Here is a 23,458-nt window from a genome sequence, read left to right as displayed (position 1 = left end):
CGCCGGCCCGTGGGTGGACGGCGCGGACCGCCGCCCGCCCACGGGCCCGGAGCATCAGGACAGGTCGCCGTACACCACGCCACGGCCGTAGGCGCCGAGGTAGACCCGCCCGTACACGTCGGGGTCGCCGCTGATGACGTTGACGGCGATCCCGCCGAACTGGTGCTGGTCGTCGTTGATCCGGACCCAGACCGCGCCGCCGTCGGTCGAACGGAACAGCCCGGTGACGCCCTTCACCTTCCCGCTGAGGTACAGCGCCTGGTACCGGGCGCCCGGGGCCGGTTTGCCGAAGCCGACGCCGCTCGCCTGCTCCACGCCGCCGAGCGTGCGGAAGCTCTTCCCCCCGTTGGTGGAGTGCAGGAGTCCGTTGCCCCCGCCGGCGATCCACAGGTCCCCTGCGATGCCCGGAACCGTCTTGAGCTGCCCGCCGACCAGACCGGTGGCCCGGGCGGTGAAGTGCTTACCGCCGTCCGTGCTGGCGTACAAGGTTCCGCCGCTGAGGGCGTAGAAGGTGTTCGCCGCCGACCGGTCGGCCACGACGGCCGTGTCCTTGGGCAGACCGGAGACCGCTGTCCAGGCCGAGCCACGGCTGCCCGAACGGAAGGGAGCCTGGCCCGCGGGGGTCCACACCATGGCGGCGCCGTCAGCCGAGACGGCCACGGATCCGCCGCCCGCATCGCGCACCGGCGGCGCGGCGAACGGTACCCAGCCGACGCCGCCGTCGGCCGAGTAGGCGCCGTGCTGCTCGCCACCGAGACCGACCCGCACCATGAACCGCGGCTTCGACTGGGCGAAGTCGATACCCGTGGTGTTGGTGAACAGCGGCCCGGACAGCGCCTTGGCGGGCACCTTGGTGAGGTCCTCGTGCCGGAAGCCGCTGACATCGCCGAGCGCACTGACCAGGGGAAGACCGGGGGGCTTGATCAGCCCGAGCGTCGCGGTCTCCTCCAACCCCTTCGCCGGGATGGTCCAGTGCGTCGCCCGCCCGCTGTCCGCCGCGGTCACGTCGCGGCTGCCCCACATCCCCGATCCCGTGCCGTACAGCACGTGCCCGGAATCGAAGGGGTCGATGGCCAGGGCGCCCATCCAGTGACCGATACCGGTGCCCACGTACGGCGCGGCGGAGCTGTCCCGGACCGAGGTCGCGCCGAGCGCCTTCCAGGACGCGCCGCCGTCGGCCGACCGGTAGATCTCGTCCGAGGGCCACCAGCGGTCCAGCGTGGTGACCATCACCGTGGACGGGCGCTGCGGATCGACCGCCAGGCCGGCGAACCCGTAACCGCCACTGGACGGCGAGATGTTCTTCCAGCCCCCGGTGGACGGCGTGTGCTTCCACACTGACCCGGCCGTCACGCCGTTCGGGCCCGGCGCGTCGGTGTACGTCAGGTACAGCGAGCCGTCGCCGGACAGCACACCGTGCTGCGGCAGCTGCCCCTTCGGCTGACCGGGCACGGCCTGCCAGGTGCTGCCGCCGTCGGTGGAGCGGTACAGCGAGGTGGTCTTGTCGGCCACCCCGACGTAGATCGTCCTGCTGCCGGACGGGCCGAAGGTCACGAACGAGAGGCCGACGCCGCTGCTCGCACCGTCCTTCACGGGGAAGCTGCCGACCTGGCTCCACGTCACGCCGTAGTCAGTGCTGCGCCAGAGCCCGTTCTTGCGGGTACCCAGGTAGAGCGTGCCGTGGTCGGACGGGTCCACCACCAGCCGCTCGCCCATGGACCGGCCGTCCTCGTTGCCGCCCAGTTTGAACGGCAGGTCGGTGCGCTGGAACGTCCTGCCCTGGTCGGTGGAGCGCAGGATCGCGCCGTTGCCCGCCCAGTCGTTGGTGTAGGTGCCGCTCGCGAGGTACAGGCGGTTCGGGTCGACCGGGTCGGTCGCCAGGCTCTCCATCCCCAGCAGGTTCCAGTCGGCTCCGCCGATCCAGTCGGTCAAGGAGGTCCAGCGGGCGGCGGTCGCGTCCCAGCGGTAGGCGCCGCCGATGTCGGTCCGTGCGTACAGCAAGTCCTTGCGGGCGGGGTTGAAGACCAGCCCGGTGACGAAACCGCCACCGACGATCTGCGCGTTGTGCCAGGTGTACCTGCCCGAGCCGCCCGCCTTCACCAGCTTCCACCGCTGGTTGGTGCCGCCCTGGTCCGCGTACTGGACGAGCGGCACACCGTCACCGCTGGAGCCGCCCCACACGTCCAGCACCATGCCGCTGCTCCGCGAGACGATCTTCACCGCCGCACCGCCGGCCTTCTCGATCTTCCACTGCTGCGCGGCCTCGCCGTGGCCGGACTGCTGCTCGATGGCCGCCGCCGACTGCATGGAAGCACCCCGCACACCGAGGATCTTCTTGCTGCTGCGGTTCTCCAGCTCGTAGTAGCCGTCCCCCGTCGGCCTCAGCCGCCACTGCTGACTCGCGGCGCCGGCCACGCGGCTCTGCTGCCGAGTCCAGGCGCCGTCCGACGTGTCCGCGCCGGGCACGTCCAGCACCTTGTCGCTGCGTACGGACACCACCTCGTAATAGGCGTCGGAATCCAACGTCGCGGCCTCCGAGTCGGCCTGCACGAACAGCAGGTAGGGGCCGAGGACACCGGGCACGCCCAGCGCCAGACCCATCGTCGTCCAGCGCCGGCGGTGGCGTCCACGCGTACGTCGCGCGCCACCGGCCGCGCGCGTGCGCCGACCGCGACCGTGCGCGGTGGGATCCGTCTCGTTCATGGGGGCTCCTCGCTCCGAGCCTGCCTCGCACACCGGCTCTGGTCAGCGGTGCGCAGCGGCATGCGGCGGTGTGATCGGACGATCCGTGGGTGTGATCGTCTTCGGGTCGCCCGTCAGTCGCCGCAGCTCCGCAAAAGGTTGCCGTCCGCCGAACCGACGGCAGGTCAGGGCGATCTTCCGTCGATGAACACATCGCCGGGGGCGAGCCGGTCACGGATCCGGACGGTGCGGTCGGCTGCCGCGCGCGGTGAGGTAGCGCGCTGCGCGGGTGGTGGGCCAGCTCCCCGTCGAGGTACCGGATCAGGGCCGGCCAGGCCGCGTCCCGGCCGCAAGCCCGGCGCAGGAATCGGAGCGCCGTCGTAGCCCCTCCGCACCCTGGAGTCCCTCCTCGAGACCCACATCCTCCCCACCCTCGGCAGCCGCCGCATCGCCAGCGACGTCTACCGCATCACCGAACAGGTGCGGACCGAGGTGGCGGGCACGCCGACCACTTCCCTGGAGGGTCCTGGCGACGTACCTGACGGGGGTGAGGTGAGGCCCGGGCGGGCTGGGTAGCGACCTGCGACGGTCGACCCGAACTCGCCGGCCGGGTCATCAGCGGCGAATGAGCCCGACGCGGACCCGGCAAGAGCATGCAGCCCCCGGTCGAGGATGAGTCCCACGCGTCAGGTCACCGGTGGCTCGCTGCCCAGCGGAGGGCGCCGGAGAGGTGCGCTCGGAAGGCGGGGCCGCGTACGACTCCGAAGTGTGACCGAGGGCCCACCACAAGACGCCGCTGCGCAGGTGCGGCACGCCCCGCAGGCATCCACGACGCGGCAGTGGTTCGGCGCCCCCCGGCGCGTGCACCGGGGCCGGAGCTCTCCGGTCCAAGCCCTGGCGCACGTGCGGGCCGGGCCCCGAAGGACCTCCGGCGCCCGGGAGGAGGACCCGCCGGTGCGGCAACTCCGCGAGCACGGAGCGACTCACGCCGCGGCTTCGTTGATACCTTTCGTTTGTCGAGTGAAAGCACATGGCTTCGCTCGCGATGAGAGGGGCTCGTGAGTGCTGGCTGAAGAGCGGCGTGAGGCGCTGCTGCGCATCGTGGAGCGCCGAGGAGCGATCAAGGTGAAAGAGGTGGCGGAGGAGATCGGGGTCTCCGCCGTCACCGTGCGCCAAGACGTGCGGGACTTGGCCGGCCGGGGGCTGGTCGTTCGTGTGCACGGCGGCGCAATGTCACCCGCCGCGGCACAGGCGGCCGACACGTCCCGACCTGCCACCCGGCCGGTGAGTCGGGGGGACGCCTTCGGACTGATCGTTCCGCCCGGGGACTACTACTACCCGGAGATCATCCGAGGTGTGCAGGATGCGGCGCGCACGCACGGAGTGCGCATCGTGCTCGCGGTTTCCGGTGAGACACTGACGGACAACCGGGAGCAGGTGCGACGGCTCGTCGCAGCGGGCGTCGACGGCCTGCTCTTGATGCCGCGTGCCGGACTCGAGCCCGCGGGGACCGAACAGTGGCTGGCCGGCCTCGACATCCCGGTCGTTCTCGTGGACCGCCGGGCCGGGGCCCACGCCGGGCGGCTGGAACAGGTCGCGTCCGACCACGCCCATGGCGCGGGCCTGGCGGTCCGGCACCTCGCCGAGCTGGGGCACGAGCGGATCGCCCTGGTCGCCAGGACGGAGAGCCCCAACACGCCTTTGATCCGCGAGGGTTACGCGATGGCCTGCCAGGCCTTGGGGCTGACGGCCGGCCCGGAATACCGCGTCGATCCGACCGACGGACCGGCGTCGACCGAGTGGTTCGAGGAGCTCGTGCGGGCGGTCGAGGCAGGTGACGTACGGGCCGCCTTGGTCCACAACGATCTCGATGCCGTCACCCTGGTCGGCCTCCTTCAGGCACGCGACCTGCGCGTTCCGGAGGATCTGGCCATCGTGACGTACGACGACGAGGTCGCCGAGCTGAGCAATGTGCCACTCACGGCCGTGGCACCACCGAAGAGGGCCGTGGGGGCATGGGCGGTCGATCTGATGCGGCGGCGAATCGCCGATCCCGCCTCACCCCTGGCCGAGCTGCTGCTCCGCCCGGAGCTGCGCGTACGGGACTCCAGCGGAGCCTTCTCCAAACCGGGCCGGCACGCCTAGAGCGGGGGCACGAGTAGGCGCCACATCGCATCACTTGCTTTCGTTTCTCATCAAATGAAGCTCGAAGCATTGACGAAGCTCACTTACTGGCGAATGATTTCGGTCAACGCCCCCGTGAACGATCGGTGCACATCATGCTTCGCAGATCCACGGCCGTTCTGGCCGGCTCCGTCACAGCGCTCGCCCTGCTCGCCACCGCCTGCGGTGGCGGGACGGACCAGGGGGCTTCCCCGGCCAAGAAGACCGGAGAGGTCACCTTCTGGTCCTTCGTCAAGGGTTCCGACAAGGTGGCTGCTGCTTTCAACAGCAGCCACCCGGACATCAAGGTGACCTTCGAGACGGTTCCGTCGGGCCAGGAGTACTACTCCAAGCTCACCAACGCCGTGAAGGCCGGCACCGCGCCGGACGTCGCGGTGGTGGAGTACCCCCACCTCCCGGAGTTCGCGGCCCAGGGGAAGGTCGAAGACCTGAGCGGCCTCCTCGGCGCGGAGGTGAAGGCCGGCTTCCCCGAGGCGGCGCGACAGCTGGTCAACCTCGGCGGCAAAACCTGGGCCGTTCCGCGTGACGCGGCGCCCTTGATGATGATGTACCGCAAGGACTTCTTCGACCAGCACAAGATGGGCGTTCCCACGACCTGGGACGCGTACCGGAACATGACCGAGCAGGTGAAGAAGGCCGACCCGGCCGCCCGCGGCGGTGTCATGTACACCGACAACCCCGGGGTCTTGGAGGCTCTCTCCTGGCAGGCCGGCGGCAAGTGGTTCGCGACCGAGAAGGATTCCTGGAAGGTCACCGTCGACGACGATCCGTCGAAGAAGGTCGCCGCCTACTGGGGCGACCTCGCCCGCACGGGCCTTGTCCACTCGCTGAGCCAGCTGGACCCCTTCTGGACGAGCGTCCAGAAGGGCCGGACCGTCGCCTACGTCTGCGCCAGCTGGTGCGCCGGAGCCCTCCAGGCAACGGTCCCCGACCAGAAGGGCAAGTGGGCCGTGGCCCCCGTCCCGACGTGGGACGGAGCGCCGGCCTCGGGCATGTTCGGAGGTTCGTCCTTCGCGATCCCGAAGGGGTCCGACAACAGTGGGGCCGCCGCCGAGTTCATCAAGTGGATCACCACCGACCCCGAGGGCATGAAGGCCTGGGTGTCGTCCGGAACCAGCAGCATGTTCCCCGCGGATCCGCGTCTCGTGCCGGTCACGAAGGCGGCTTTCACAACGGACTACTTCGGCGGGCAGGACATCTACGCCCTCATGTCGCAGTCCTACAACGCCATCCGGCCCGGCTGGACGTGGGGCCCGGTCATGGGCGCGACCAACACGGCCATCGTGGACCAGCTCCCGAAGGTCGCCGACGGCTCGGCGAGCCTGCCCGATGTCCTCTCCACCGCCGAGAAGGCCACGATCACGCAGATGGAGCAGCGCGGCCTGAAGGTCGCCGCCCCGTAGGAGCCCGTAGCCCGGAGGGCCGGCCCCGCCCGCTTGGCGGGCCGGCCCCCCGGCTCCCTCCCGCACCCGCTCTCCCCCGCCCCACCCAAGGAAGGCCGGTATGGCAAGCCCATCCGCCCGAGGTCAGCGCCGGACCGCCGCACTGCTCCTCACCCCGTTCCTCGGCCTGTTCGCGGCCGTCACTCTCGCCCCGCTGTTCTACGCGGCATGGCTGAGCCTGTTCACCACCCGCACCTCCGGCCTTGGGTTCGGCGGCACCGAAAACGTCTTCACCGGGTGGGGGAACTACGCCCGCGCGCTGTCAGACGAGGCCTTCCGCGACGGATTCCTCGTCATCGCCGCGTACTGCGCGATCTACATCCCCGTGATGATCGGCGGATCGCTGGTCCTGGCCCTGCTGCTCGACTCGGGTCTGGCCAAGGCACGGTCGTTCTTCCAGCTGGCGCTGTTCCTGCCGCACGCGGTGCCGGGACTGATCGCCGCACTGATCTGGGTGTACCTCTACACACCCGGCCTGAGCCCGGTGATCGACCTCCTCGAATCCGGCGGCATCGACATCAACTTCCTGTCGGTCGACAACGCCGTGTTCTCGGCGGCCAACATCGCCGTCTGGGAGTGGACGGGCTACAACATGGTCATCTTCTACGCCGCCCTGCAGGCCGTGCCCCGCGAGACCCTGGAGGCGGCGAAGATCGACGGCGCCGGCGCCGTGCGGACGGCGCTGTCCATCAAGGTCCCGATGATCTACCCCGCGGTGGCCCTCGCCGTCCTGTTCACCGTCATCGGCTCGATCCAGCTCTTCACCGAGCCGAAGGTCATCTACAACGCGTCCAGCGCGATCGGCAGCAGTTGGACCCCCAACATGTACGTCCAGACGGCCGCCTTCCAGAACAACGACTTCGGCCTGGCGGCAGCCGCTTCGCTGCTGATCGCACTGTTCGCCGCCGTGCTGTCGTTCGCCGTCACCCGTATCTCACGCCGCGGGAGCAAGCCGTGACCTCCTCCTCCGTACTTCCCCCCGCCGCACCGGCGTCTGCGACGGCCCCAGAGACGACGCATGTGACCGGTCCGGCCCCGCGCCCCCGCCGGCAACGGCGCGCCCCGAAGTCTCCGTCGGTGCTGCTCTCCAAGGCCGGCGTCACCGCTCTCCTCGGCCTCGCCACGCTCTACACCCTGCTGCCGCTGACCTGGCTGATGCTTTCCTCCACCAAGAGCCGCGAGGACCTCTTCGGAACGAACGGGTTCGCGCTCGGCGACGAGACCCACCTCGCCGACAACCTGGGCCACCTGTTCGCGGCCGACGACGGCATCTACGTGCGCTGGCTGATCAACACGGTGCTGTACGCCGGTGTGGGGGCCCTCTTGGCATCGGTGTTCAGCGTCGCCGCCGGCTACGCGTTCGACAAACTCGCCTTTCCCGGCAAGGAGCGCCTGTTCTCGCTCGTGCTGCTCGGCGTGATGGTCCCCGGCACGGCGATGGCGATACCGCTTTACCTGCTCGCCTCCAAGGCCGGACTGGTGAACACGTTCTGGGGCGTGTTCATCCCAGGACTGGTCTTCCCCTTCGGCGTGTACCTGGCCCGGGTCTTCAGCGCCTCCTACGTACCGGACGAGGTACTGGAAGCGGCGCGGATGGACGGGGCCGGAGAGTTCCGGACCTTCTGTCGCATCGCGTTCCCGATGATCGCGCCCGGCTTCGTGACCATCTTCCTCTTCCAGTTCACCCAGATCTGGAACAGCTTCTTCCTGCCCCTGGTGATGCTCTCCGACCAGGACCTCTACCCGGTCAACCTCGGCCTGTACGTCTGGTACTCCTCCGCGCTCAACCAGGGCCATCCCGAGGACTACCTGCTCGCCGTCGTCGGCTCCCTGGTGGCCGTGGCCCCGCTCATCGCCGTCTTCCTGATGCTCCAGCGGTTCTGGAAGTCCGGCATGACCGCCGGCGCCGTCAAGTAGGCCGACACCGTGAGGAATTCACCCATGCGCCCCACCCCGACCACCCGTCCCCGGGCCCTGTTCGCCATGGGCCGACGGCACCGGGACGCGCTGTTCGCACCGGCCGACATCCAACGTCTGACGGCGTACGTCGACATCGACCCGGACCACGTCGCCGAGGACCTCGCCGGGGAACCGGCCCTGAAGGACGTGGAGATCCTGATCACCTCCTGGGGATGCCCCGTCCTCGACGAGGAGGTCCTGGCACGGGCACCGGCGCTGAAGGCGGTCGTCCACGCGGCGGGCAGCGTCAAGCACCATGTGACACAAGCCTGTTGGGACCGCGGACTGGTGGTCTCCTCGGCCGCCGGCGCCAACGCCGTGCCCGTCGCCGAGTACACGGTCGCAGCGGTCCTCTTCGCCAACAAGCGGGTCCTGGACATCGCGGGCGTCTACCGCGACCACCGTGCCGCCCTCGACTGGTCCCAGCACTTCCCCGGGTTCGGCAACTACCGCCGGACCGTGGGCCTGGTCGGCGCGTCCCTCGTGGGCCGCAAGGTCCTCGAACTGCTGCGGCCCTACGATCTCGACCTGCTCCTCGCCGACCCTCACGTCGACGCCGCGCAGGCCGCGGAACTGGGTGCCCGGCACGTCGGCCTCGACGAACTCGTCGCCGGCTCGGACGTCGTCTCGCTGCACGCCCCGGCGCTGCCGGAGACCCACCATCTGCTGGACGCGCGCAGGCTGTCACTGATGCGCGACGGCGCCACGCTGATCAACACGGCACGCGGATCCCTCGTCGACACCGAGGCCCTCACGGCCGAAGCCGTGACCGGTCGCATCCGCGCGGTCATCGACGTCACCGAACCTGAGGTGCTCCCCGCCAGCTCACCGCTCTACTCCCTGCCCAATGTCCTCCTCACCCCCCATATCGCCGGCTCGCTCGGCGGCGAACTCCACCGGATCACCAGCAGCGCCGTCGACGAGGTCCAGCGCTACTGCTCCGGAGAACCGTTCGCCCACGCCGTGTACCACGCGGCCCTCGCGACGTCGGCCTGACCGGCCGGTCCCGGAGTTCCCCCCCACCCGGGGCCGGCCGGTCCCTGCCGTGAGCATCCCACCGCGGCTCTTGTTCCTCCCCGCTCTATGTCCCCGCACAACGAACCAAGGAGTCCCCCCATGCAAGGCTCTTCGATGGGCAGGCGTCAGCTGCTCACGGCAGGCGGCGCCCTCGGGCTCGCCGCAGCAGCGGGCCCGCTGCTCACCGCACCGGCCCAGGCCCAGGACACTCCCACGGCCAGCGGACCCTGTACCCGCATCACCGATCTCGGCCCCGGCATCGAGCAGTTCGCGCTCATGAGCGCGGTCCAGGTCGGCGACACGGTCTACATCGGCTCTCGTAACCTCTCCCCGACGCAGGTGATCGCCTTCCACCTGCCGACCCGCGAGGTGGTGTCCCGGACCGTCCTCGGCGTGGGCCACTCGATTCAGGCGCTCGCCGCGGATCCCACCGGCCGCTACCTGTACGCGGGCATCCTGACCAAGGGTGACGAAGGCAAGCCGAACCTCTTCCGCTGGGACCTGACCACGCCGGACAAGCCCGCCGTGGGCGTCGGCCGCACCGAGGACCGCGACATCCGCGACCTCGCCGTCGCCCCGGACGGCACCGTGTACGCGGTCGGCGGGATCCCTGGGAAGGCGCCCGCGCTGTGGATGTACGACCCGGCCACCGGAAAGGTGACCAACCTCGGCATACCTGACCCCAAGGCCACCCTGGCCAGGGCCGTCGCCGCCACCGACACGACCGTCTTCTTCGGCGCCGGCAGCGTCCTGGCCGGCGGGGACGGGGCAAGCAAGGCGTCGCTGTACGCGTACGACCGGGCGGCGCGCACCTTCAGCAACGTCACGCCCCCGGAGATGGAGAAGGATCCCAGCCTGCGCGACCTCCTCGTGGTCGGCGACCGGCTCGTCGTCAGTACCTCGGGATCGACCGAGCCCGCCAAGCTCGCCGTCATGGACCTCGCCGACCTCTCCTCGTACACCGTGACGCCCACCGGCGGCAGCGTGGTCAAGAACCTGACCGCGAACGGCGACCTGATCTACTTCGCCACCGATGCGGGCCTGCACTCCTACGCGACGGCCACGAAGGTCGTCGCCCCCGTCGAGTTCGACGGCGACCTCGGCGAGATCTGGGGCCTGGACCACGTCGACGGCACACTGACCGTCGTCTCGGGCTACGGCTTCGTGGCGGAGATCGACGTGGCCGCCGGTACGTCCGTCGTCACCGATCTCGGCCAGGCGGGCGCACCCGTCACTCCGCAGACCACGATGGGAATCGCCGCCGACCACCGGTTCGTCTACGTGGGCGGCAACAACGGCATCGCCCGTCACGACCTGCGCAGCGGCAAGGTGGTCAACCTCCGCGCACCCGGTGAGGCGAAGGACGCGGAGGTGCTGAACGGGGTGCTCTACACCGGTCAGTACAGCTCGCAGGGCATGTGGACGTACGACCCCACAGCCGATAAGCAGCCCCGCCAGCTCGCGGCCTTCCCGAGCGAGCAGAACCGTCCGCTCGACGTCTGCTACGACACGGTCAACGAACTCCTGCTGGTCGGCGTGCAGTCCGACACCGAGGGCGGCGGCTCCCTGTGGACGTACTCCCCGAAGACCGGCAAGAAGGCCGCCTACATCAACCCGGTCGACGACATCCAACTGGTGCGTGCGGTCACCACCCGTGAGGGAGTCGCGTACCTCGGCGGCGACAACCCCACCGCGCAGGGGCCTCGTGGCTCGATCGTCGCCTTCGACCCGGTTGCCGGGAAGGAACTGTGGCGCCTGGACCTCCCCGCGTCGCTGACCACGGGAGTGGCCGCGCTGGCAGTGCACGGCAAGCACCTGTACGGACTCACGCGGAAGGGCGGCTTCTTCGTCGTCGACGTCCCGATCCGCCGGGTGATCCACACTGCCGACCACCGCTCCCTCTGCCCCGGCTTCGCGGCCATGGTCACCAGCCGAGGAATCGTCTACGGCGTCTCCGACACCACGCTCTTCCGTTTCGACCCCAAGACGTTCGCCGTCAGCACCGTCGTCCCCGAGATCAACGGCGCCTGGTACAGCGGCCCGCACGTCAACGCCGACGGCCGCGGCCTGCTCTACACGATGCGCGGCCACAACCTCGTCCGTATCGAAGACAAGCCGGTGAGCTGACCATGAAGAAGTCGACGAAGAGGTCCGTCATCGCCGCCGCGGCGGCGGGGGCGCTCACCATCGCATGCGTGGCCACCGCCCAAGCGGGTCAGGACAGCGGGAGCCGGGCCTCGGAGGCCTCGTGCGGCAGCAGTGGCGTCTCCGCGCCCCTGCTGGACATCGAATACGCGAACGGCCGGCTGAATTCAGGCATTCCGAACCTGACCACGACGCATGCGACCGCGGCCGACGCGTCATACGTCGTCGACTCGGGGGCCGACCACGCCGTCGCGCACCAGGTGACCCTGGGCGACCCCGGTTACGTCTCCGACGGAGCCCCGCGCAGCGAGAGCGCCACGAACGACGTCCCCGAGGGGAAGTTCGTCGTGGGCGACGAACAGCGGTACGAGTTCAGCGTCATGTTGAAGGACTGGGAGACGTGGGAGTCCGGGGAGTCGGAAGCCGGCGACATCATCTTCCAGGGGAAGCACGCCGGCGGAAACCTGCCGTCCTTCTACCTCATGACCAAGCGGAACAGCATCGCCTTCCGGTCGCCGACCCTCAACCTTCAGTCCACCGTGGTCAACGACTTCCGCCCGCACCTCGGCAAGTGGATGCGTTTCCGCGTGGACGTGAGCTGGACGGACGACAGTACCGGCTACTACAAGGTCTCCACCAAGATGCCCGGCGAACCGGATTACACGCTGCGGCAGACGTACGCGAACGTGAAGACCTTCCACCCCGTGAACCCGGCGGAGTTCGGCTATCTCAAGTGGGGCCTCTACCGGCCCGACCAGACGCTCGCGAAGGGAGACGTACCGACGCGCGTCGTCTATCACGACGACATCCGCGTCCTGGATCTCTCCCAGGGATGAGTCCTGACCGTCCCTGAAGGGGCGGTGCCCCGGCCGCCAGCCGTCGCCGGCCGGCGACGGCTGGCGGCCGGGGCGCCCCCCGACGGCCTTCGCCCAGGTCGTAGCAGTGGGCTGAACCTCCGTGTCACGCGTGAGAGTGTTCCCAATGAGACATGTCATCGCCCTCGATGTGGGCGGTACCGGAATGAAAGCGGCTCTGGTCGGGCTCGACGGGGCGCTGTTGTACGAGGCCCGGCGGGCCACCGGGCGCGAGCGCGGGCCCGACGCCGTCGTGCAGTCGATCCTCGGGTTCGCGGAGGATCTGCGTGCCCACGGGCACAAGCACTTCGGCGCGGCCGCGGAGGCCGCGGGCGTCGCCGTGCCCGGCGTCGTCGCCGCGGAGCAGGGCATCGCCGTCCACGCTGCCAACCTCGGCTGGCGCGACGTCCCGATGCGGGAGCTGCTGAGCCGCAGGCTCGGCGGTATCCCCGTCGCGCTCGGGCACGACGTCCGCACCGGCGGCCTCGCGGAGGGCCGGATCGGGGCCGGTCGCGGGACCGGCCGGTTCCTGTTCGTGTCGCTCGGCACCGGCATCGCCGGCGCCATCGGCATCGACGACGGCATCGAGCCCGGTGCCCACGGCTGCGCCGGCGAGATCGGCCACATCGTCGTACGCCCCGGCGGCCCCGTGTGCGGTTGCGGCGGGCGCGGCTGCCTGGAGGCGCTGGCCTCCGCCGCCGCGGTCGGTCGTGCTTGGGCCGCTGCGAGCGGCGACCCCGCCGCCGACGCGGCCGACTGTGCCAAGGCCGTCGAGGCGTGCGACGAGGCAGCGACCGGGGTGTGGCAGGCGGCGGTAGCCGCCCTCGCCGACGGCCTGGTCACCGCGCACACGGTCCTGGATCCCCACACCTTGATCATCGGCGGCGGCCTCGCCGAGGCGGGCGACACCTTGTTCACACCCCTGCGCGCGGCGGTGGCGGAACGTGTCAGGTTCCAGAAGCTGCCCGAGATCGTCCCGGCGGCTCTCGGAGACGCCGCCGGGTGCCTGGGCGCGGGGCTGCTCGCCCGGGACCTGCTCGCCGCGGCGGCCGCCCGACTGCCGTGCCCTGTGCCGCAGAAGCCGCCTGACCCGGCACGGGTCCCCTGAACGCCATTGCACATCAACCCAGAAGGAGACATGAGGATGACCCGCGAAGTCATAGGCATCGTGATGAACGGCGTGACCGGTCGCATGGCTACCGCCAGCACCTGGTCCGCTCCGTGCTGGCCATCCGCGAACAGGGCGGTCTCACCCTGGACGACGGAACCGTCATCTGGCCCGAGCCGATCCTTGTCGGCCGCAGTGACCGCAAGCTGAAGGAACTGGCCAACCGGCACGGCCTGGAGCACTGGACCACGCACCTGGACGACGCCCTGGCCCATCCGCTCGCCGAGATCTACTTCGACGCCCAGGTCACCCCGGCGCGGGAAAAGGCGATCCGGACCGCGATCGCGGCCGGCAAGCACATCTACACCGAGAAGCCGACCGCTGAATCCCTGGACGCAGCACTGGAATTGGCCCGGCTGGCACGCGAGGCCGGCGTGTGCAACGGAGCGGTGCAGGACAAGCTGTTCTTGCCCGGTCTGCTGAAGCTCAAGCGGCTCATCGACAGTGGCTTCTTCGGACGGATCCTCTCCGTGCGGGGCGAGTTCGGCTACTGGGTCTTCGAGGGCGACTGGCAGACGGCCCAGCGACCGTCATGGAACTACCGGGCCGAGGACGGCGGCGGCATGATCCTCGACATGTTCCCGCACTGGCGGTACGTGCTCGACGGCCTGTTCGGCGAGGTCCGCTCCGTGTACGCGCACACCGCGACCCACATCCCCGAGCGGGTCGACGAGCAGGGCCGGACCTACGCGGCGACCGCTGACGACGCCGCCTACGGCGTCTTCGAGCTGGAGGGCGGCATCACGGCCCAGATCAACTCCTCCTGGGCCGTACGGGTCGACCGGGACGAGCTGGTGGAGTTCCAGGTGGACGGCACCGAGGGCAGCGCCGTGGCAGGTCTGCGCAACTGCCGTGTCCAGCACCGCTCCCTGACACCGAAGCCGGTATGGAACCCGGACCTGCCGGTGACCGAGTCCTTCCGTGACCAGTGGCGGCAGGTTCCGGACAACGGCGATTTCGACAACGGATTCAAGATCCAGTGGGAGCTCTTCCTGAAGCACGTGGTGACCGGATCCGAGTACCGCTGGGACCTGCTGGAGGGCGCCAAGGGCGTCCAGCTCGCCGAACTCGGCCTGCGCTCCGCCCGCGAAGGCCGCCGTCTCGACGTCCCCGCACTGGAGATCTGATGACGGTCGTCCTGCGTCTCCCCGGCGGCCCCCACCGCCTTCGCACCCACCGCCTTCGCACCCCCGTCGCCTCCGAGGCGCCCGACGGCCCTCGCCTCTGCCTTCGCCGCAACCACGCACCGTCACCCCGACCGCGAACCCCGCTGACATCCTCACCACCGCCAACGACCTCGCCCTGATCGCCGCCTACCGCCGGGAATCCCCCTGACGCGGTGAGGGGGGTGCGGGGCTCTCGTCGAGGAATCCGCCCGACTGGTGCTGCCACAGCTTCGCGTACGTGCCCTCGCAGGCCAGCAGCTCGTGGTGCGTGCCCTGTTCGACGATGCGGCCGCGGTCGAGGACGACGAGCCGGTCCATGTGGGCCACCGTGCTCAGCCGGTGCGCGACCACGAGGGCGGTGCGCCCCTCCATGAGACGCCACAGAGCCTCCTGTACGAGGACCTCACTCTCGGAGTCCAGGGCGCTGGTCGCCTCGTCCAGCAGCAGGATCGGCGCGTCGCGCAGGATCGCCCGTGCCAGTGCGACCCGCTGGCGCTGTCCGCCCGACAGCTTGACCCCGCGCTCGCCGACCATCGTGTCGAGGCCGTCGGGCAGCGCGTCGGCGAACTCCGTGACGTGCGCCGCCTCGGCCGCGCGCCGGATCTCGGCCTCGGTGGCACCGGGCCGGGCGAACGCGATGTTCTCCCGCAGGGTGCGGTGGAACATCGCAGGGTCCTGCGGGACGTACGCCATCAGGTCGCGCAGATCGCGCTGGCGCAGCCTGCTGATGTCGCGGCCTCCGATCAGGATCCGGCCCGCGTCGATGTCCGTCATCCGCAGCAGCAGCCGGGTGAGTGTGGTCTTGCCGCCACCGGAGCGGCCCACCAGCCCGATCTTCGCCCCGCTGGGCACGTCCAGGTCGAGCCCCTCGAACAGCGGCTCGGCGCCCGCGTGGGCGAAGCCCACCTTCTCGAAGCGCACCTCGCCGGCCCGGTCCGGCTCCGGCACCGGCTCGGGCGAGGGCGGGTCGAGCACGGTCGCCGGCGTCAGCAGCAGCTGCGTGAACTGCGCGGCCTCCGTCATCGAGCTCTCCAGGCGGCGGTAGATCTGGTTGAACTCGAACATGATCCGGGTGGCGTTGGAGAAGTAGGTGAACGCGACCACGACCGCCTCCACCCCGTGCCCGCTTCCGCCCGCGCCCCCGCCGCCGCTCCCGGCGATCGTGACGGCGATCAGCAGGCCCAGCGCGTTGGTCACGACGGACATGGGTGCGACCAGGGTGTCGATGCGCAGGTTGCCGTAGTCCCACGACCGCAGCGTGAGCGCGCGCGACTGCGCGACCCGGGACCGGTGCTCGGCCGCCTCGCGCTCCTCCGCGGCGAACGCGCGGACCGTGTCCATGTTCATCAGACTGTCGGAGACGTGCCCCGACACCCGGGCGATCGCCTCCTCGCGCCGGGCGACGAGCGCCTGGCGGCGCCGGATGAGGGGCAGTACGCACACCCCCGTCACCACGATCATCGCCAGCAGCGCCACGACGAGCAGCGGTTCGTAGTGCCAGAGCACCACCGACCCGAACAGCAGCGGTACGAACCGGCCCACGACCGAGAAGGTCAGCGCGTCGACGAACTCCTCGAAGCGGGAGGCGAAGCTCAGCACCCGCTTGGTCAGCGACCCGGCGAAGTTGTCGTGGAAGAACGCGGCGTCCTTCGCGAACAGCTCGTCCATGCCCACGATGTACAGCCGCTCGATGCCGAGGGCGTCGAGCCGGTTCAGGCAGTGCAGGCCGAGGCGCCACGCCGCTTCCGAGAGCAGCAGGACACCGGCGAAGCCCAGGACGTACGGGAGGCAGGCGCCGAGGCCGAGCCCGGCGCCGCCCGCGATGCGCCCGACCAGCTTCGCGACGACCAGCGGGGCGATGTAGTTGATGCCGATGTTGCCCAGGGCGGGCATCAGCATGGCGGGCGCGGTCAGCCACCGCAGCCGCGCCAACTCCCGCCCGTAGTAGCGGAGTGCGAGGACCACCGGCCCTCTGCCTTGGGGACCCCCTCGTGCTGGAGACGCTTTCATGGCCACCCTACGTAGTCACTTGCTTACGGAGATCACAGTCTCCCGCGATGCCGTCCGCGCCGTCCAAGCGTTTTCCGTAGGGGTGCCAACCGCCCCGCATCCGGCCCGCCAGGCGGATGCGGAGGCTAGTCAGTGCCCTGGCGAGGTCCGGTTCAAATATCTCAGCAGCTTCGCGTACCTGTTGAGCGCGGATCTCGGCGGCCTCACGGGCTGGTGCCACGGCTTCGTGGTGACGTCCAAGTGTGGTGAGCGCTGAGCGGAGGCTCTCCAGCGCCCCAGCAGGTAGACAGAAGGGGCTGCCGTATCTGCGTTCACCAGTTCCCGGTAGCGGCCGATGACCGAGGGCAGGACCGGCTGACCCCGAAGAGGTGAGAACAAGCCGGGGTGACCGCCCGGCCGTCCGTGTGCAAGACGGCCCGGCCGTGGCGTGGTGCGGGAGAGCGGCCGGGCCGCCGGGGCTAGCCTCGGCTGCCGGACGACCAGGACAGGTAGGTGCGCCGTGCCCCGTTCCGCAGTTCCCGAACCCCCGCGTACGAACCGTACGGGCCGTATGGGCCGTACCGGCCGCAGGGCCGGCTCCGTCTTGGTGCTGCTGGCGCTGTGTGCCATCGGGCTGGCCCCGGCCGGTACGGCGGCCGCCTCCGACCCGGGATCCGGGGGCGCGGGCGGCCCGCTATACGTCTCCGACTACGGCAACGACCGGGTGCTGCGGGTGGCGCGCCGCGGCGGGCAGGACGTGGTCCCCGCCGTGGGCCTGGTCCGGCCCACGGGCATGGTGGTCGACGCCGCGGGCGATCTCTACGTGGCGGACACCGGGAACAACCGGGTCGTACGGATCCCCGCGGGCGGCGGCCCCCAGGTCACCGTCGCGACGGACGGGCTCTCCCGCCCCCTCGGGCTGGCACTGGACGCCGAGGGCGACCTGTACATCGCCGACAGCTTCAACGACCGGGTCGTCGAGGTACCCGCGGACGGCAGCGGTCAGCGCACCGTACCCACCGAGGGACTCCTCCACCCCTGGGGCCTCGCCTTCGACTCCGCGGGTTCCCTCTACGTCACCGACTTCGTGAACGACCGCGTCGTCACCCTCCCCGCCGGAGGCGGCGCGCAGCGCACCCTCCCCTTCACGGGGCTCTCCCAGCCGGCCGGCATCGTCCTCGACCCGGCGGGCAACCTCTACGTCTCCGACACCGGCAACAGCCGTGTGGTGAGGCTGGCGGCCAACGGCTCCGGCCAGAGCACCGTTCCCGCGTCCGGGCTCAACGACCCGCTGGGCCTGGCCCTCGACGGAAAGGGCCGCCTCTACGTCGCGGACGCCTTCAACAACCGGGTGGTCCGCCTCGCCCCCGACGGCAGCGCCCAGACCACCCTCCCCGTCACCGGCCTGAACACCCCCACGGGCCTGGCGATCCCGCCCACCCGCACCCTCCCGGCGGGCACCCATCGCGAGGGGCGGTCCTAGGGCGTGTCCGCGCCGACCGCCGGGTGGACCAGTGCCGCACGCAGCTCGCGGGTCAGGGAGTCGGCCCGGTCCGCCAGGTCCGGGTCGACGATCGTCACCCTGCCGAAGCTGCCCTTGTCGCCCCACAGACACGTGATGTTGCGGTAGCCGTCAGCGGCGGTGATCTCCACGCACTCCAGCCAGCCTCCGGCCGGCCCCGCCTCCGGCTTCCAGGTCCTGACCGTCGCACCGACGCTCTCGGCGCCGGCTCGCGCGGCATCCGCGAACGAGGTCAGCATGCGCGGGGACATGTCGTGCCAGTCCCCCGTTATTCCGTAGATGCCGATGTGCCCCTCATTGGCCGTCGGGTCGCCGTACACCTCGGTAAAGGCCTTGAAGTCCCCCGGAACCGCGACGGCGGCCTCCGCCAACAACTGGTTGAGGGGCGAGTTCCACACACGCTTCATCCCCTGGAACGAGTCAGGGCTGACGACCTCGTACCGCGGATACGCGGTGTACTTCGCGTACGACCACACCCCGGCCACCACCAGGCTGCTCAGCACCACCGCCGCCCCGGCCAGGCCGAATGCCAGCTCGCGGGACGAATACGGCGGTACGGGCGCCAGCTCGGGCAGCGGTGCTTCCCGCGGCACGGGATGTGCGGCAGCGGCCGGCTCGCCCCGGCGCCGGGCTCCGCGCAGCACCCTGCCGAGCCAGAAGGGCAGCGCTCCGTAGGCGGCGATCCCGGCCCACCACACCCATTGCGGGAGCCCCAGGCCGACCACGGCGACGAGCACCGCGCCGAGCAGGACGCCGCGTACGAGGCCCGACTCGAACGGCCGGCGGACGAGCGGCAGCAAGAGCACCCGACCGGGGCGGTCCAGTACTTCGAGGGCTTCGGCGAGCATGGCACGGCGCGCGTCGTCCGGCCGCTGCGCGGCATCCGCCCGCGCCTGCCCGGCCGCGGGGCGCACACCGCGGCCGGCCGCCAGTGCCTGGCGCAGATCGTACAGCTGCGTCCGGGCGACGCGCGGCGGCCTCGCGGCCTTGTCGCGGACCGCCGTCAGCCAGGGCGCGCCCTGCACCTGGGCCACGCGCAGGGCCTCGGGCGAGTCGGGGGCGAGTTCGGCCACCCGCGCAGCGAGGGCGGGGCCCCGGTTCTTGCGTGCCGGGCGGTCCTGGAAGTCGCTGCGCAGGCAGAGTTCCGCGTACCCGGCGAGCAGCCCCAGGTGGTCGGGGAACACCTCGAGAGCGTCCCGGTAGACCTCTTCGGCGCGGTCGTCCTCGTCGTCGTCGTCCTCGGCCGCGTGCGCGAGCGCGAGGAGCAGCGACAGCTCGGCGTCGGGCCCGTACGCCTTCAGTCCCGTTCGGGCCGCCTGCCGGGCCGCGCCCCACCGCCGCGCGGTGAGCAGCGCCCGTCCCTCGGCGCGGGCACCTTCGGCGCCTCCGCGCACCGCGGCGTTCGCGTCCGCGACTTCCTGCCCGGTGCCTTCGGCTGTCGCGGTGGCGAGCGATGTCTCGCCACCGGCCGGGTGCGCGTCGTCAATGTCCTCATTGACCTGGTTGTTTTCATTCGTGCCGTGCATCGCTGCTGCGTCCCGCCCCTTGGTTGTGCGACCGGGCCCCATCCCGGCCGCGCAACTATCGCGTGCAAATCGGAGTCCGTCAATCCATCGGATGGGCCCGGGGAGGGGCGCCGTGGCTTCGGGGTTCAGGAACAGCACTGGGCCGTCCGTCGGTCAGCCCGTCCACCTGCCCAGCAGCAGGCCGGCCGGGACGGTGGTCACCTGGACCGGTCCCGCCGGCCCCGAGCAGTTCGAACTGACCGACGAAGTGCTATCGGACGGCATGTACGCGGCGGACCGGGCGACGCTGCCTGGAGTCAGGCGCGGCGCCGCATGCCGCGATCCGGCTTCCCGAAGGGTCGTGGTGGGACTGGGACGTCGTCTCCTGGGACCGCGGACAGCTCGAGCGCGCCGCCGACCACGACCTGACCTACCACCACGGCCTGGGACTGATCTTCGACGATCCGGTCTTCGTCAGCCGTCCGTCCAGCTTTCACGATCCGGGCTTCCGGGCCCCGATGTCCGACGAGCTCCTCAAAGTCATTCGCCAGCTCGGCGAGACACCGGCCGTCGTGGTCGCCTCCGAGGCAGACATCGGCGGACAGAAGTCGGTCTCGTGCCTCATTGCCGCAGGCCGGCTCGACATCGTCCAGGAAACCGTTCTGCGGTACTGGCGCGAGGATCCAGGCCCAGATCAGCGCTTCGCTCGGTTCCTTCCGTACGCGGCGAGCGGACACGCGCGCACCGGCCGACGGACGGACGGACGGTGCGCGCCTTGGCACCGCTCGGAGGGCCGACGCTTCAGAGTGAGGACAGCCGAGCGTCAATCAGAGATCGGGGATCGGGGATCGGGAATCGGGTTAGACCCTCGAGCGGTGTCTCCCCATCCTCACAGTCGGGGATCTCGGCGATGACGGTCGGTCATGCCCTCGACATCTCAGTCTCCAAGATCCCCGACCCAGCCACCCGCGATCAGCTCTGCGTCTCCTCGCGGCGTCCCGTAGCGGCCGCATCGGGTATGACGAGCAGCTTGCCGGTGGTACGCCGAGCCTCCAGATCGCTGTGGGCCTGGGCGGCCTCGGACAGTGCGTAGCGGCCCGTTACGGTGATCTCAAGCGCCTTGGAGCGCACCCACTCGAACACATCGGCGGCCCGTCGGAGCAGTTCGGACCGATCGGCGATGAAGTCCCCGAGGCTGGGCCGGATCAGGGTCAGCGAACCGCCGTGGGCGAGCCGAATCGGATCGAACGGCGGCACGGCACCACTTGCCGCGCCGAAGAGCACGAGATGGCCGCGGGTTCGCAGGCTGGCGAGGCTCGCATCGAAGGTGTGCGCGCCGACGCCGTCGAAGACAACCGGCAGTCCCTGACCGCCGTTGAGCCGCCTCACCTCGGCTGCGAGATCGTCGACCGCGGAGGAAAGGATCACCTCAGCGGCCCCGGCACGCTTCGCCAGCTCGGCCTTCGCCGTGGTCGACGTCGTGCCGATCACCCTGCCGCCGAGATGGGTGATGAGCTGGGTCAAAAGCAGCCCCATGCCACCAGCGGCCGCATGCACGAGCACCGTGTCGCCCCCCTGAACCGGGTAGGCGTCCTTGACGAGATAGTGCGCGGTCATGCCTTGGAGGAGCACGGCGGCCGCTGTCTCGAAGCCGATGTCGTCGGGCAGCGGCACCAGCCGGGAGGAGTCCACGACGGCCCGCTCGGCATACGTGCCGGGGATCTCCACCCAACCGACCCGGTCCCCGACTGCGACATCAGCGACGCCGGGTCCGACTTCGACGACCGTACCGGCGCCCTCAGCGCCCGGAGTGAAGGGCAGCGGGAGGCTGTACCGGCCTTCGCGGTAGTAGACGTCGAGGAAGTTGACCCCGGATGCGGCGACCTCCACGACCGCCTCCCCCGGACCCGGCCGCGGCTGGTCCACCTTGACCTCCTGCAGCACCTCGGGACCGCCCACTTCGTACACCTGAATCGCTCGCATGACTCTCCAAAAACGGCTCATCCCCACCAACCCCGTTGATGGCTCATCCCCCACCAACCCCGTTGACGGCGATCCGATTCCCGGCAAGCAGACCAGCCCGCCGCTTCCGCACCGCCCTACGGCCACCCACCACAACGGGCGTAGCCTCCGGCAGCTCCACCGCGCGGCGCACGAAATCGACCACCGCCTACCTCAGCCCGCAGAGTCAAGGGGTGAGCGGGCCAGCCAGGTTGGGTAGCGGTCTGGTTCGCCGCTGTGGGTTCTTCAGCCGAGGGCTCGCTGCTTCGTCGATCTCACGATCGGCTCGGACCTGGGCAACTACGACTCCGTCATCCTCGCGTCACAGACGGATCCGCTGAACCGGCTGACCGGCCTTGCCGCGGACTGCACGCGGCGTGTCGAGTCCTACGAGCAGCGGCTGGACGAACTCCGCAGTGTCCCGGACTTCCTCCGGACGATGCCCGTGCTCGCGGGCGTGAATCTGGACGCCTCCTGACCGAACCGTGCCGCGCATCGGTGGCGCCGACTCGGAGCCAGGGGCCGGCCCGGGCGCGTCGTGGAGGTAGTACGCCGGAATCGCATAGCGGGCCAGGCCAGCGGTCAGGCGCCAGACCAGACCCCAGAGTGCGGTGTCGTAGGAGGACGAGCCGGTGGTGCTCTGCCCACAGACCGCCAACACCCACTTGACGACCCTGGCGGCCAAGCGACGTCACGCGGCCGGCTGCGGGCTCCCGTGGGCCAGGCCCGAGCGCCGCAGGGCGCGCAGCATGGCCGGCAGGTCGGCGGGCTCGCCGCCCGAACGGCGGACGAGGGTCTCCAGCAGCTCCGGCGTCAGCTCGTACCGCTCGGCGCGGCGCACCAGCTCCGCGCGGCCCTCCCCGAGGACCGCCCCGCCGTCGAGCTCCCGCAGCAGCTCGTCCTCGTTGACGAAACGGCTCAACCCGCAGTCGAGACCGTCGTCATCGAGGTCCGCCGGGTACGGAGCCCGTGCCCAGGACCCGTTCTCGGACCAGTACACGCACCCCAGCTCGTTGCCCGCGATCAGCTCACGGAGCTCGTCGTGGGGGAGCCAGTCCGGAGCCCCGGCCAGCATGTCGACCGGCGGCTCGTGCCACTTGACCCCGCTGGACTCGTCCTCACCGAAGAGCACGAACCGGTCCCCGCCCAGCGGCTTCAGCGTCCACCAGGTACAGCCGCAGTCGTCGAGGTGCAGCCCACGGTCGTCGATCCAGCAGCCCGTGCGGTGGACCGGCGGCTTCTGCTCCGCCTCGGCCGTCGCCTCCAGCACGGCGACCGCGCTCCACCGGGCCCACAGGATCTCCGGCGCGGGCAGGTCCTGCGGCAATCCGGGCCGGTGCACTGTCATTCCATCCCCCACGGGTGCGCGATCACGTTCCCGACGCACCCTAACCGTTCCCGGTGGCACCCTACCGCGGTGCGGTGGCGCCTACGGGTGACGACGGGCGCTTGCTCCCACACGCCCCCGCGCGTACACGCGAGACCCGGCCCGACCCGGAACACCGGCAAGCGGAGCCCACAGCGAACTCGCCGACCGCCTGCGCACCCTCCGCCCGCCCCCTCCACACGGCAGCCCTCACCACCACCCTGCCGACCGGCGCCGCCCCCTCCCGCCTCGCGCTGATCCGCGGCACGGACGCCCACCCCTACGGAACCCGCGTCAAGGTTCACACCACCACCATCCACAGCCGCCTACCCCACTGGCACCCCTCACCGGCCCGAGCATGCCGGTGAGGGGTGTTGTCACAGGTGGGGGCTATGTTGCCACTCGTTACACAGGCGAGTGGGGAGCAGCGATGGTGGTCAAGGTGGGGTACGCGCGGG

15 protein-coding genes and 1 pseudogene are annotated in these 23,458 nt (G+C 70.6%); 10 read left to right on the top strand and 6 right to left on the bottom strand.

What is annotated here, in order from left to right; all coding sequences use genetic code 11:
* Positions 1–54 precede the first annotated feature (54 nt).
* Entirely contained in the window at positions 55–2,703 is a 2,649-nt protein-coding gene (locus tag OG730_RS40550; RefSeq protein ID WP_442815162.1) for an RICIN domain-containing protein, read from the bottom strand.
* Positions 2,704–3,744: 1,041 nt separating this feature from the next.
* Here OG730_RS40550 and OG730_RS40545 point away from each other — a divergent pair.
* From OG730_RS40545 to OG730_RS40505, 9 genes and pseudogenes are all read left to right on the top strand, one after another.
* Entirely contained in the window at positions 3,745–4,827 is a 1,083-nt protein-coding gene (locus OG730_RS40545; protein WP_327308999.1) for a substrate-binding domain-containing protein, read from the top strand.
* A gap of 134 nt (positions 4,828–4,961) precedes the next feature.
* Positions 4,962–6,269, top strand: a complete 1,308-nt coding sequence (locus OG730_RS40540; protein WP_327308998.1) for an ABC transporter substrate-binding protein — start codon at positions 4,962–4,964, stop codon at positions 6,267–6,269.
* Positions 6,270–6,369: 100 nt separating this feature from the next.
* Positions 6,370–7,266: a carbohydrate ABC transporter permease gene (locus OG730_RS40535; RefSeq protein ID WP_327308996.1), complete on the top strand. Its 897-nt coding sequence runs from the start codon at positions 6,370–6,372 to the stop codon at positions 7,264–7,266.
* Positions 7,263–8,225: a carbohydrate ABC transporter permease gene (locus OG730_RS40530; RefSeq protein ID WP_442815161.1), complete on the top strand. Its 963-nt coding sequence runs from the start codon at positions 7,263–7,265 to the stop codon at positions 8,223–8,225. The genes OG730_RS40535 and OG730_RS40530 overlap by 4 nt, the downstream gene beginning before the upstream one ends.
* Positions 8,226–8,249: 24 nt before the next feature.
* Complete coding sequence (locus OG730_RS40525) at positions 8,250–9,263, top strand: hydroxyacid dehydrogenase (RefSeq protein ID WP_327308994.1); 1,014 nt, start codon at positions 8,250–8,252, stop codon at positions 9,261–9,263.
* Positions 9,264–9,383: 120 nt separating this feature from the next.
* Positions 9,384–11,411 (top strand): outer membrane protein assembly factor BamB family protein, encoded by a 2,028-nt coding sequence (locus OG730_RS40520; protein ID WP_327308993.1) that lies wholly within the window; start codon positions 9,384–9,386, stop codon positions 11,409–11,411.
* A gap of 2 nt (positions 11,412–11,413) precedes the next feature.
* The gene (locus OG730_RS40515) at positions 11,414–12,265 is read left to right on the top strand and encodes a heparin lyase I family protein (RefSeq protein ID WP_327308992.1); all 852 of its coding nucleotides are present in this window, start codon (positions 11,414–11,416) and stop codon (positions 12,263–12,265) included.
* Between the two features lie 145 nt (positions 12,266–12,410).
* Positions 12,411–13,391: an ROK family protein gene (locus OG730_RS40510; RefSeq protein ID WP_327308991.1), complete on the top strand. Its 981-nt coding sequence runs from the start codon at positions 12,411–12,413 to the stop codon at positions 13,389–13,391.
* Between the two features lie 36 nt (positions 13,392–13,427).
* Positions 13,428–14,578, top strand: a pseudogene (locus OG730_RS40505) (Gfo/Idh/MocA family protein).
* A gap of 186 nt (positions 14,579–14,764) precedes the next feature.
* On the opposite strand, the gene OG730_RS40500 reads toward OG730_RS40505, so the two are convergent.
* Positions 14,765–16,627 (bottom strand): ABC transporter ATP-binding protein, encoded by a 1,863-nt coding sequence (locus OG730_RS40500; protein ID WP_327308990.1) that lies wholly within the window; start codon positions 16,625–16,627, stop codon positions 14,765–14,767.
* 499 nt (positions 16,628–17,126) lie between these two features.
* On the opposite strand from OG730_RS40500, the gene OG730_RS40495 reads away from it, so the two are divergent.
* On the top strand, positions 17,127–18,089 hold the full coding sequence (locus OG730_RS40495) for an NHL repeat-containing protein (RefSeq protein WP_327308989.1): 963 nt from the start codon (positions 17,127–17,129) through the stop codon (positions 18,087–18,089).
* Here the strand turns inward: OG730_RS40495 and OG730_RS40490 are convergent.
* The 4 genes from OG730_RS40490 to OG730_RS40475 all read right to left on the bottom strand — a co-directional run bounded on the left by OG730_RS40490 (position 18,086) and on the right by OG730_RS40475 (position 22,982).
* Positions 18,086–19,654, bottom strand: a complete 1,569-nt coding sequence (locus OG730_RS40490) for a hypothetical protein (protein WP_327308988.1) — start codon at positions 19,652–19,654, stop codon at positions 18,086–18,088. The two genes, OG730_RS40495 and OG730_RS40490, sit on opposite strands and share 4 nt — an antisense overlap.
* Positions 19,655–19,950: 296 nt before the next feature.
* Positions 19,951–20,370, bottom strand: a complete 420-nt coding sequence (locus tag OG730_RS40485; protein ID WP_327308987.1) for a hypothetical protein — start codon at positions 20,368–20,370, stop codon at positions 19,951–19,953.
* 235 nt (positions 20,371–20,605) lie between these two features.
* On the bottom strand, positions 20,606–21,616 hold the full coding sequence (locus tag OG730_RS40480) for a quinone oxidoreductase family protein (protein WP_327308986.1): 1,011 nt from the start codon (positions 21,614–21,616) through the stop codon (positions 20,606–20,608).
* Between the two features lie 709 nt (positions 21,617–22,325).
* On the bottom strand, positions 22,326–22,982 hold the full coding sequence (locus tag OG730_RS40475) for a hypothetical protein (RefSeq protein ID WP_327308985.1): 657 nt from the start codon (positions 22,980–22,982) through the stop codon (positions 22,326–22,328).
* Positions 22,983–23,458 lie beyond the last annotated feature (476 nt).

The organism is Streptomyces sp. NBC_01298 (assembly GCF_035978755.1).
Lineage (GTDB): Bacteria > Actinomycetota > Actinomycetes > Streptomycetales > Streptomycetaceae > Streptomyces.
Note: the sequence above shows the minus strand (reverse complement) of the source record. Positions and strands in the feature narration are given on the sequence as shown.

Bases quoted from the DNA above. Each gene is read 5' to 3' on its own strand.
- OG730_RS40550 (WP_442815162.1), bottom strand. From the start codon at position 2,703: ATGAACGAGACGGATCCCACCGCGCACGGTCGCGGTCGGCGCACGCGC.
- OG730_RS40540 (WP_327308998.1), top strand. From the start codon at position 4,962: ATGCTTCGCAGATCCACGGCCGTTCTGGCCGGCTCCGTCACAGCGCTC.
- OG730_RS40535 (WP_327308996.1), top strand. From the start codon at position 6,370: ATGGCAAGCCCATCCGCCCGAGGTCAGCGCCGGACCGCCGCACTGCTC.
- OG730_RS40525 (WP_327308994.1), top strand. From the start codon at position 8,250: ATGCGCCCCACCCCGACCACCCGTCCCCGGGCCCTGTTCGCCATGGGC.
- OG730_RS40520 (WP_327308993.1), top strand. From the start codon at position 9,384: ATGCAAGGCTCTTCGATGGGCAGGCGTCAGCTGCTCACGGCAGGCGGC.
- OG730_RS40515 (WP_327308992.1), top strand. From the start codon at position 11,414: ATGAAGAAGTCGACGAAGAGGTCCGTCATCGCCGCCGCGGCGGCGGGG.
- OG730_RS40510 (WP_327308991.1), top strand. From the start codon at position 12,411: ATGAGACATGTCATCGCCCTCGATGTGGGCGGTACCGGAATGAAAGCG.
- OG730_RS40500 (WP_327308990.1), bottom strand. From the start codon at position 16,627: ATGAAAGCGTCTCCAGCACGAGGGGGTCCCCAAGGCAGAGGGCCGGTG.
- OG730_RS40490 (WP_327308988.1), bottom strand. From the start codon at position 19,654: ATGCACGGCACGAATGAAAACAACCAGGTCAATGAGGACATTGACGAC.
- OG730_RS40480 (WP_327308986.1), bottom strand. From the start codon at position 21,616: ATGCGAGCGATTCAGGTGTACGAAGTGGGCGGTCCCGAGGTGCTGCAG.
- OG730_RS40475 (WP_327308985.1), bottom strand. From the start codon at position 22,982: ATGACAGTGCACCGGCCCGGATTGCCGCAGGACCTGCCCGCGCCGGAG.